7 protein-coding genes and 1 pseudogene are annotated in these 8,702 nt (G+C 29.9%); all 8 read right to left on the bottom strand.

All coding sequences use genetic code 11. The features are described from left to right. Positions 1-89: 89 nt before the first annotated feature. On the bottom strand, positions 90-293 hold the full coding sequence (locus EZH24_RS03940) for a hypothetical protein (protein WP_137997824.1): 204 nt from the start codon (positions 291-293) through the stop codon (positions 90-92). A 1-nt stretch (position 294) separates the two neighbouring features. Then, positions 295-2,895 carry a hypothetical protein gene (locus EZH24_RS03935; RefSeq protein ID WP_137997823.1) on the bottom strand — a complete coding sequence of 867 codons (2,601 nt, stop codon included), beginning with the start codon at positions 2,893-2,895 and terminating at the stop codon, positions 295-297. A 34-nt stretch (positions 2,896-2,929) separates the two neighbouring features. Then, positions 2,930-3,625, bottom strand: coding sequence for a tetratricopeptide repeat protein (locus tag EZH24_RS03930; RefSeq protein WP_236847061.1), 696 nt, complete (start codon positions 3,623-3,625; stop codon positions 2,930-2,932). Continuing rightward, the gene (locus EZH24_RS03925) at positions 3,622-5,349 is read right to left on the bottom strand and encodes a BatD family protein (protein WP_236847060.1); all 1,728 of its coding nucleotides are present in this window, start codon (positions 5,347-5,349) and stop codon (positions 3,622-3,624) included. Before EZH24_RS03925 ends, EZH24_RS03930 begins: the two co-directional genes overlap by 4 nt. Next, complete coding sequence (locus tag EZH24_RS03920; protein WP_137997822.1) at positions 5,333-6,076, bottom strand: tetratricopeptide repeat protein; 744 nt, start codon at positions 6,074-6,076, stop codon at positions 5,333-5,335. Before EZH24_RS03920 ends, EZH24_RS03925 begins: the two co-directional genes overlap by 17 nt. Further along, a complete protein-coding gene (locus EZH24_RS03915) occupies positions 6,073-7,065 on the bottom strand; it encodes a vWA domain-containing protein (RefSeq protein ID WP_137997821.1) in 993 nt (330 codons plus the stop codon). The genes EZH24_RS03920 and EZH24_RS03915 overlap by 4 nt, the downstream gene beginning before the upstream one ends. After that, positions 7,065-8,375 (bottom strand): tRNA (N6-isopentenyl adenosine(37)-C2)-methylthiotransferase MiaB, encoded by a 1,311-nt coding sequence (miaB, locus tag EZH24_RS03910; RefSeq protein ID WP_137997820.1) that lies wholly within the window; start codon positions 8,373-8,375, stop codon positions 7,065-7,067. The genes EZH24_RS03915 and miaB overlap by 1 nt, the downstream gene beginning before the upstream one ends. Before the next feature lie 14 nt (positions 8,376-8,389). Continuing rightward, positions 8,390-8,702, bottom strand: a pseudogene (locus EZH24_RS03905) (pantetheine-phosphate adenylyltransferase); the annotation flags it as partial.

Genomic DNA, 8,702 nt, shown 5'->3' with positions numbered 1-8,702 from the left:
TAACTTCCAATAGTTCGGCTTCAGTCATGTCTTTGAATGTTTTCGCTTGTGTTATCATTTTCGCTCCTGCGCTTTAAGAATAAATTACTTTAATTGTGCGTCCAATAATTTATACGATTTATTGCCAATAATCTTTTTTCGTCTCTCGTATATTCTTCACTGTCAAAACCGTAAACCTTCGAATAATGATTAATATCGTCATCCGTCATTTCTTTATTGCCGTCTTCAAAATATATTTTTTCCTCTTCTTCAATATCCATATCTTTAAGTATATTGTCAAATAATCTCTCCATATCAAATTCCTTTCGCCTTAATAGTTATTATTTTCGGCATTAATTTTGTAGCCTCTCGTATTTCCGTTATTTCAAAATCGCCGTCCACTATATGCTCGTATTGACTTGTAAATTGTGATAGACTTTGAATTTCCAAACTCTTAACTGCTCCTTCCACTTTATATATTACGCATTCGTTCGGTTCTCTATTTCGTAATTGTAAAGCCCGACAATTTTCAAAAGCCTTCTCGCTATCGCAAAAACTCCTAACCGACATGTCTATAGTGTCGCCTACTTTCAAATTATATCTTTTTTTACCTGCCTGTTCGGTTTCATATCGATATAAAGATATTTCTTTTGGTATTGATTTATTAATCAAATCTTTAATTTCTTTTTGATATTGCTTAAAGCCTTGTTTATTTCTATTAGTAAATTTTTCAGTAAAATAATTTATCGCTTTTTCAATCGGATTAAGTTTTTGTATTTTATCTTTATCGATAACTTTACTATATTCAAATTTATCGTCTAAAATCAATTCGCCAGCTTTTAAGTTTTCGGGCAATAATTTTTCGGCTGTGGCTTTCGTATCGCCTTCAAATTGATTAATCGCTTGCTTCATTTTTTCTTTATACTCTGCCGTTTCCTTATACTCTTTATATTTATTATACTTGTCTTTATCAGTTTTTTCAAGTTCTTTATTGTATTTAATATCTTTATCAATATCCGCAACCGTTCCCAAGCGTCCGCTTGCGATAATTTTTTTAATACCTTCCGCTCGGTTTTCGGAAACACTATCGCTTATACTCTTACCGCTTATTAAATAATCGATATTACTAATAAACTTGACACGGTCGTCTTCGGTTATTTCGGAATTGTCGTTATTATTTATATCGTTATCTTTACTATCTTTATTATCAGTATCTTTATTACCGTTCTTTTTAGCAAACTTGCCGTCCTCGTCTCTATTTATTTTGCTTTCGTCAAACTTCTTTTTAGCGTCCGCATATTCTATCAAATTGTCTATAAAATATTCTATATCGTTATCTATTTCGGCATCGGTTTTTATATCAATATCGGCGCTGTCGATTTTCGCCACATTGTTATCGATTTTCGCATCTGCTTTTGTTTCTTCTTTAACTTCTTCTTTTAATTTATTCGCATTGCTTTTAAGAAAATCATTTGTTTTGCTTTCAAGTTTATCCAAACCGTCTTTTGACTTATTTGTAATCGTTATTTTTGTATTATTAGTTTTTGTATTATTAGTTTTTGTATTATTAGTTTCTGTATTATTCGCTTTATTTAATTTCTTTTTTATGTATTCTTTTATTTTCTTTTTAGCTTCTTCTTTCGCTTGCGATTTATATTTGTTAAACTCTTCGCCGTATTTTTCCCATGCCTCTTCCTTCGGCATATAACTTATACCGTTTTCTTTATCGTGTTCCGCCTGTTCTTTTTCAAATTTCTGTAGATAATATTCCCGCATCATTGCCTGTTCATGTTTCGGGAATGTATTTGCTATCATATCGTCAAAATCGTCATCGTAATAATCTTTTCCGCCACCGCCGCCTTCATTAGTCGTCAACCGTATTTTTTTATTTTCAAAAACCCACTCGTTCCAGCTACTCGGCTTATACATATTATTTAATTCGTTTAATTGATGTTTAACCTCGTCAAATATCACATCGGTAATCGGTTTATCTTTTTCGATATTCTTATATGCGTTCAATTCGGCTTCCGTAAATAAATCGTTTTTAATAGCGTTGATACTGCCTTTTGGAATATTCAAGTCTTCAAATATTCCAGCTTTATACATAGAATTAAATACTTTATCGCTAAATTCTGACGTCTTAATGAACTCTTTAATCTTTTTAGTCGTTTCCTTATCTTCGCCCCATTGTTTTAATCTTGCTTGTCGTTCTTCCTCTTCTCTGCGTTCTCTCGCTTGTTTTTCTGCTTCAAACCTTGCCGTCTTTTCCGTGTCCGTTTCGCCCGCTATCATTAAAGCTCGTTCGGTTGTCTCTGGCTTATCGCATACCCACTTTTGATTTTCCAAATCGTAATAACTGTTGTTTAAGTCTTTGAAATATATTCGCTTGTCTTTCCAATTCTTACCTAACTTATTTAATTTTTCGATAGTCTCGTCATCGTATGCTATGCTATAATTTTTAGTTATTTTCTTTTTCGTATCTTTATCTTTATTTTCCGTTTTATCTTTCGCTTTTTCTTTCTCTGCGTTCACTTTCGGATTTTCTTTTTCGTATTCCTCGTTCTCTTTAATCCACTTTTGATAGTCTTCGGCATTTTCAAGTTCGGCTATTTCGTCCTCTTTCGCTTTCCTATTAAGTTTATCGTTCGGATGTATTCTTTCTAACTCTCGTTTATGAAATTCGATTAAATCTTTACGATATTTAATAGCTTTACTATTGCTTAAATATTCTTTTTTTGTAATCGTTTTACTTGAATTAGATTGTTTCGGCTGTGGTTCGGATGGCTTCGGAATAGTCATTTTCCCCGTGTTCTTCCAATTCTCTATACCCGCTCCGCTCAATATCTCGCCCGTTTCACTATTGATTAACACATGCTCGCCGTTGTCTAATGTTTTCCACTCGCTTCCAGCGGGCATATGCCTTTAATTTTACTATTTTATAGATTTTTATTTATATTTTTTCGGCAAAAGATTTATTCATCCAGCCCTTAAAAGAACCTTTGACATAATACCAATTGCTGTATTCTTCCAATATTCTAAATTTTTCGCCTTCTCCGATTACCGATATTATATCCGTTCTTTCGCTTTCGCCTCTATATAAATTCGTTCTGCTAACTACAATCAAATAATCGGCGTTAATTAAATTATAACTTATTATTGCGGGAACAATAAACAAAACCGAAAGTATAATTAATAAGTAATATATTTTTCTTTTCTTTATAAATAGAATTATTAAAATTGTAAAAAATATAATAAATAAAAATAAAGTTAAATAAAAAATTATAATTAAAGCGGATTTATTTTTTATAGGATTTGACGAAGAATTTGGATTAAATAATTCTATATTATTTTTTACTTCTTTATCGAAAGGAGATATATTCAAAGCTCTCTCATACCAAAGAATCGCATATCCGTTGCTTCCAAGTTCCGCATAAGAGGCGGCTATATTATAATATAAATCTTTTGAAATTATATTTGAAGAAGTTATATTTCTGTATAAATTATTCGCTTCCAAAAAATTTCCTTCTTCGTATAATTTATTTGCATCCGAAAATATTGAATTTATTTTATCGAAATCAATCTCGCCGTATAATAAACAAGATTGAAATATTAAAAATAAGGCAACAATTTTTTTTATATATTTCACTTTATATTTTCCATTTCATTTAAAATATTAATCGCTTTCGTATGATAATCGTCATTTTTATTTATAGAATTTCCCGAATATAATTCAAATTGGCATAAATCGATTATTTCTTTTATATTTTTAATAGTTTCTTCGTTTATATTTCGATTTTTCAGCTCTTTATATAAACCTTCGTTATCTTTTAAATCGATATTAAATTTTTTATTTATATTTTTTATCAGTAATTCGTTTACGCTTTTGCAATATTCTTTTCTATTATTTTTATTATAATATTCCAATATTGCATCTATATCGGAGATTTTATTATCGTTATTAAAATTATTCAAAAATTTAAAATTCAAATTTTTTATTTTTTCCAAATTATAAATCATAATCGAAATCGCTATCATTAATAAAACATATATATAAATTATATTCATATTTAATAATTCAAAATTTTTATCGTTTTGATTTTTTATAATATTATTTTTTATGGCGATGGGAGTAATATCCAATTTTTGAATATTGTTTTGAGCGAAAGAAAAATTATTATAATCGCCCGATATAATAAGATTGATACTTTCGGAATATACATTCTTATAAGTTTTATCGTTTGGCGAAAAATAACAAAAATCAATATTTTCAATCGTATAATCTCCGTTATTAGTCGCCACCAAAATATATTCTTTAGTTTTTTTCCCAATTAATCTATTATTTTCAAACCAATTCGTCTCAAATATTTTAGGTTGATAAACCGAAAAATATTTTTTTATATTGTCGTTTATATTCGGCATATTTATAATCGATATATTTCCTTCGCCCGAAACTTCGATAGAAATTAAAACTTCGTCTCCTATATTAATATTGGTTTTATTTATTTTAGCCGTAAATTTAAAATCTCCAACCGCCCCCGAAAAATTTTCATGCCCTTTAGCGCTCGGCAAAGGCAAAACATTAATTTCAAATTCTTCTTCTCCGTATTGAATTCTATCGTAAAACATATTATTTTTTTCAAATACGAATGGAGTAGTTAATATATTTTTTTTGCCTCGTTTTACCGCGTATAGAACTTCTTTTTTTAAAGGAATGACATTTATTCTCTTTCCGTCTATTATTTCCGTATAAGAATTTCTTTCGGAAGAATCGGCGTAAGATAAAAAATCGTTTCTGTCGGGGATTTTTGAAATTCCTATAACATTAACGGGAACATGCGAGTAAGCTTTTTGTTCTATATAAATCGGTTCGTAAATATAAACTTCTTTTTTATTAATCGTGTTATTGACTATAATGTCTTTCATATAATTCATAAATCTCTCGAAAGAATCTCCTTCGGGTTTTCCAAGTGTGGAATTTCTAACCGAATCGCTTAAAACTTCTATCGAAACTGGATTTGCAATATATGTGTTATTGTTTGCTTTTACGGTTATTCTATCAATCGTATAAAATCCTTCTTTAACGGCGATATAATTATAGTTATAAGTTTGAATCGTTTTTAAGCTTCCAGAAGAATACATCATATTTACGCTTTTTGAAGTTCCGCGAAGCATTAGTCCGTCTATATCTGGAATCGTAATTTTTCCCGCTCCATTGTCTATTGTCACCGATAAAGTAAATATTTCTCCAATTCCTATTTTTTCGTCCGATAATTTTGCCGTAATCGTAGTTTGGGCGAATAAAAAATTAAACGATAATGCGAATATCAATATAAAAATTTTTAATAAGAAATTTTTACCAATCTTTATCAATTCTTCCTCCGCCGTAATATTGTTCTTCGTTATTTTTGTCTTTTCTATATTGCCTCAAAGATTCCAATAATCTGTCGATATCCGATTTTTCATTTTCTCTCTCGTTATTTTCATTTTCATCGTTTGAATTATTATCCGAATTGTCGCTTTTATTATCTTCGTTATTCTGATTATTATTGTCGGAATTATCTCCCGAATTTCCGCCCTCGCCTTCTCCTCCTTCATCTTCATTTGGAGAATTTTGACTCGAAGGACCGCTATTATTTTTTTGTTCTTCCAATTTTTTTCTCGCATACTCGAGCGCTCTTTTTGAATTTTCATCTTTTGGATTATGAACTAAAGCGTCAATAAGTTCGTCAATAGCGCCTTGATAATCTTCGTTTTCTATTTTGGCTATTCCCGAATTATAATATGTGGAATGTTTAATAGATTTGCTCGTTTTTTCATTGAAATTATTTTTTGCCATATCGAATAATTGAATCGCAGTGTCCATTTCGCCAACCGATGCCATAGTAGTTCCCATATTGTAATAAATTTGAGGAGAATTTGTAACTTTGCTTAAAGCTTTTTCGTATAAAGTTATTGCGCTTTCGTAATTTCCATTTTTGAATAATCTATTCGCTCTATCGACATCCAATTTTGCAGTTAATTCGTCTAAACTAAAACTATATAAATTAATCGTCCAAAATATAAAAAGTATAAATAATAATTTTTTTCTTATAATCATAACGATTTATTCTCCTTTATTTTTACTTGTGTAAGCAGATTCAAAATAATCGAAATCATAATTAAAATAATTGAAATAAAAACGAATATTTGGAATCTCTCTTTATAATTTCTATTGTTCCTAATGGAAGAAACGGAATCCATATTATTTTTTATATCGCCAAAAATTTCTTTAAGCGAAGTATTTGCCGAAAGATAACTTTTGCCTCCCGTAGAATCGGAAATTAATCGCAAAATCGCATCATCTCTTTTTGAAATAACCGTCCTTCCCGAAACTCCCAAATCGGATGTTATGCTCGCTCCCTCTTCAGAACCTATTCCAACCGTATAAACTCTTATATCGGCGTCTTTCAATTCTTTTAATACCGAATCGAAATATCCCGCATGGTCTTCTCCGTCCGTTATAAGAATTATCGATTTTCTGCTTATCGAATTTATATTGAAAGTATTTTTGGCGGTTTGCAGTGCGTCCGCTATTCTCGTTCCTTGCAATGTTACGGAATTAGCGTTTAAATTATCTAGTATATAAGTAAAAGTTTCCATATCTTGAGTGAAAGGAGAGGCTATAAAACTTGTTCCCGCAAAACCGACAAGCGCCACCGATAAATTATCTTCGCTTTTTATAAAATCCTCTATTTCCAATTTCGCTCTTTCCAATCTTGAAGGATATATATCGTTCGCTTCCATGCTTTTCGACAAATCCAAAAGTATAGTTATCATATAGCTTTCCGTTCGTATTTTTTGTTCCATTATTCCCCATTTGGGCTGCATCAAAGCGAATATTAAAACCGCTACGGCAATTATCAAAAACGAAACGGAAGATATTTTTAAGTTAGACATTCTTTTATAATATTTATCTTTTTTGAAATTAAAATTTTTTATAAATATGGACAAAACTCTATTTGCTTTTTTTCGAGATAAAACGAATAAAATTATAAGTATTGGCAACAAAGTGGACAAAAAAATATAATTAAATTTTCCGAAAAACATTAAATAATCTCCCCTATTAAAGTATGATTTTTAATTTCCGTTATTTCGCAATCGTAAATATCGCCCATATTTAATTCTTTTTCTTTTTTTACGAGTATCAATCGATTTTCTTTGCTTCGGCATTGGTAATGAATATTGTCTTTTGCAGTATCGTCAATCATAATTTCAGAGCGTTTGCCGACTTGTTTATTCAATAATTTTTGAGCCAAAACTCTTTGAAAATCCACTAATTCTCTCAATCTTTCAGAACCAACTTTTTCGTCATATTTAACTTTTTTCTTATAGGCAATCGAGCCTTCTCTTTCGGAATATTTATATAAATAAGCGTCTTCAAAACCAATTTCTTTTAACAAATCCAAAGTTTCTTTATATTCTTCTTCGGTTTCGTCAGCGTATCCGACTATTATATCGGTTGAAATCGGAAAGTCGTCCGCATATTCTCTCAAATAAGAAATTTTTTTTATATATTCTTCTTTATCATATTTTCTATTCATTAATTTTAATATTCTATTAGAACCGCTTTGAAAAGGCAAATGAATATGTTTTCCAACGCTTCTCAAATTCCATATCGCATCCGCCAAATCTTTATCGAAATCTTTAGGATGCGAAGTTAAAAATCTAATCCAAATTTTATTATTTCCAACCGTTTTGTCGATTGTTTTGTCAATCAAATAAAGTAAATCGGTAAATGAAATTTCGTTTTCTATATCGAGTCCGTAAGAATTGACATTCTGCCCGAGTAAAGTTATCTCTTTAGCTCCAGACTCGATTAATCTTTTAACTTCTTCGATTATTTCGCTCGATTTTCTGCTAACCATTTTTCCTCTCGTATGAGGAACTATACAGTAGGAACACCAATTATTGCATCCATGAGATATTGGCAAAAAAGCTTTATGCGGTTTATCTTTATCTACATAAGATTTATTAAAAATATAATTATCGTTGAATTTTTTTATAAAAACTTCTTCGTCTTTCATATAGTCTAAAATATTCGTTTCGTTATAAACATCGAATATTTTATCGACTCCTAAATTTTCTAAAATATTTTTTGAAGTTTGAGCCATACATCCCATTATTATTAATTTTGTATTTTTTTTATTTTTTTTTCTTTCGGCGTTGAAAAGTTTGACTTTCGAAAAAACTCTCTCTTCGGCATGCGCTCGAACGCTGCAAGTATTTATTATTATATTGTCGGCGTTTTGATAATCTTCGGTTTGAATAAATCCTTCTTGCATCAGAGAATTGATTAAACTATTTGAATCCGCCTTATTCATTTGACAGCCGTAATTTTCCAAATAAAAATTTTTCATAATTTTTCTTTCTATTATTTTTTTATAAATTTCGATTTTATATCTTCAATCAATATTTCGGGAACTAATCCGTCTATAGGACCGTTAAATTTTAGAATTTCTTTTATTAAAGAAGAACTTATATGAGTGTAATTTTCGGAAGTATTCAAAAATATCGTATCCATTTCGGGATATAATAATTTATTCATTCTTGACATTTTTAATTCGTAATATAAATCTTCGCTGTCTCTTATTCCTCTTGCCAAAACTTTTATTCCGTTATTTTTCATAAATTCGGTAACGAGTCCCGATATTGCGACAATCTCTATAGAATCGTAATTTATAAAA

Source organism: Brachyspira catarrhinii, assembly GCF_005518285.1.
In the GTDB taxonomy this organism is placed as follows: domain Bacteria; phylum Spirochaetota; class Brachyspiria; order Brachyspirales; family Brachyspiraceae; genus Brachyspira; species Brachyspira catarrhinii.
The sequence above is the reverse complement of the archived record's forward strand: the minus strand, read 5'-3'. Positions and strand labels throughout refer to the sequence as shown.